The organism is Spirillospora sp. NPDC049652, from assembly GCF_040675125.1.
Lineage (GTDB): Bacteria > Actinomycetota > Actinomycetes > Streptosporangiales > Streptosporangiaceae > Spirillospora.
Map to the genome: position 1 here is coordinate 1 of NZ_JBFAOF010001100.1, position 2170 is coordinate 2170.

General features: G+C 77.4%; 3 protein-coding genes. 1 reads left to right on the forward strand and 2 read right to left on the reverse strand.

Features of this window, described 5'->3' with window-relative positions:
• On the forward strand, positions 1 to 361 hold a 361-nt coding region (locus AB0J52_RS37375), incomplete at its 5' end, for a hypothetical protein (RefSeq protein WP_500187682.1).
• On the opposite strand, the gene AB0J52_RS37380 is transcribed toward AB0J52_RS37375, so the two are convergent.
• Both AB0J52_RS37380 and AB0J52_RS37385 read right to left on the reverse strand, forming a co-directional pair.
• Positions 358 to 1605: a vWA domain-containing protein gene (locus tag AB0J52_RS37380; protein ID WP_500187683.1), complete on the reverse strand. Its 1248-nt coding sequence runs from the start codon at positions 1603 to 1605 to the stop codon at positions 358 to 360. The two genes, AB0J52_RS37375 and AB0J52_RS37380, sit on opposite strands and share 4 nt — an antisense overlap.
• On the reverse strand, positions 1598 to 2170 hold a 573-nt coding region (locus tag AB0J52_RS37385), incomplete at its 5' end, for a DUF5682 family protein (RefSeq protein ID WP_500187685.1). The genes AB0J52_RS37380 and AB0J52_RS37385, both read right to left, overlap by 8 nt.

Consider the following 2170-nt stretch of genomic DNA (forward strand, 5'->3'; position numbering starts at 1 on the left):
GTCGTGGGCGACGGCGGCGGGCCTCGCGCTCGCGAGCCTGCTGGCGACCGGCGACGTGGCGGGCCTCGCCGCCCTCGTCGCCCAGCCCGAGCTCAGCGCCGGGCCCACCGGGGCGCTGCTGTTCGTGGGCGCCGCCTCCTTCGCGGTGCTCGCGGTCATCACCTTCGTCGCCGTCCCGGCGGCCTGGCGCGGCGGACGGGGCGCGATCCGGACGGTCACGGCCGTCCGGATCGTGCGGGTCATGCTGTGGGGCGCGTGGAGCCTGTGGCTCTCGGTGCCGGTGTCCTCCCTGGTCCTGCAGGCGGCGATGGCCGGGCTCGCCGTCGCCCTGCTGCTCTGGGGCGCCCGCGACCGGCGCTAACCTGCGGCGGGTCCAGGTGGCGGGGCGGCCGGGTCGCCGAACGACGACACGTCGCGCCGCTCCAGCGCGGCGGCCATCAGGTCCGGGAAGGCGTCCGGGGTGCAGGCGAACGCGGGGATGCCGAGCGCTGCGAGCGCGGCGGCGTTGTCGTGGTCGTAGGACGGCGTCCCCTCGTCCGACAGCGCCAGCAGCACGATCACCTGGACGCCCGCGCCGGACAGCGCGGCCGCGCGGCGCAGCATCTCGTCCCGTACGCCGCCCTCGTACAGGTCGGTGACCAGCACCAGGACGGTGTCGTTCGGACGCGTCACCAGGCCCTGGCAGTAGGCGAGCGCGCGGTTGACGTCGGTGCCGCCGCCGAGCTGGGTGCCGAACAGCAGCTCGACCGGGTCGTGCAGCCGGGCGGTGAGGTCCACGACGGAGGTGTCGAACGCGACCAGCGACGTGCGGACCGACCGCACCGACGCCAGCACCGCGCCGAACACGCTCGCGTACACCACGGACGCGGCCATCGAGCCCGACTGGTCGACGCAGAGGTCCACGTCGCGGCGGACGGCCCGGCCGCGCCGCCCGTGCCCGACCAGCCGCTGCGGCACGAGCCCGCCCCGGTCCGGCCGGTGGTGGCGGAGGTTCGCGCGGATCGTCCGGTCCCAGTCCACCTCGGACGGCCGGCGGGGACGGGCCGAGCGGGCGGCCCGGTCGAGCGCGCCGCCGACCGCCGACCGGGTGCGCTCGGCGAGCCGCTCCTCCAGCCGCCGGACCAGCGCGCGGACCACCGCGCGCGCCGACTCGCGGGCCCGGTCGGGCAGCACCCGGTTCAGCGACAGCAGCGTCCCGACCAGGTGGATGTCGGGTTCGACGGCGTCCAGCAGCTCGGGTTCGAGCAGCAGCCGGGTGAGGTCGAGCCGCTCGATCGCGTCCTTCTGCATGACCCGCACGACCGGGGACGGGAAGTACTCGCGGATGTCGCCGAGCCAGCGCGCGACCGACGGCGCGGAGTCGCCGAGCCCCGCCCCGCGCCGGCCCGGCCGCGAGCGTGCGCCGTCCCCGGCGCCGTAGAGCTTGGCGAGTGCGCCGTCCATGCGCGCGTCGTCGCCGGTCAGCGTCACGCCGGTGCCGTCGGCGGCGTCTCCGCCGAGCACCAGCCGCCAGCGCCGCAGCCGGTCCGCGTCCGCGGCGGCGGGGCCGGAGGAGACAGGGCCAGAGGGGGCCGGGGTGTCCGGCGTGCCGGTGGGGTCAGGCATGGTCGGCTCCCGTGGCGAGGATGCTCAGGACGGTCTCGGTCGCGGGCGCGGCGCGCACCGGGTCGACGGGGTCGTCGCCCGGCCGGGCGGTCGGCGGGTCGGACAGGTGCCGGACCCGTTCGCCGATCGCGCGCCGCTCGGCCGCCGCGAACTCGCCGAACGCGCGGCGCAGCAGCGGCAGGACGTTCGTGAACGCCTCGGCGGGCAGTCCCGCGATCCACCCGTCCACCAGCCGGAGCAGCGCGTCGTCGTGGACGAGCACCAGCCCGCCCTCCGACAGGAACCCCTCGACCCACGCGGCGGCGCGGACGGGCTCCGCGCCGGACGACACCGCCCGCGCCATCCGGTCGGCCACGTCGGTGAGGATCCCGGTGTCGAGCAGCAGCCGGGTGAGGCGTCCCTCGATGATCCCGTGCAGGCCGTCGCGGTCGACCAGGGAGGCGAGCGTGGTGTGCCAGCGGGCGGTGTGCGCGGCGTCGTCGAGCAGCGCGAGCGCCGAGTGCGTGCGGTCGAGGCGGCCGAGCAGGTCGCGGGCGGCGTCGTCGTCCAGGCCGCGCGACGCGGG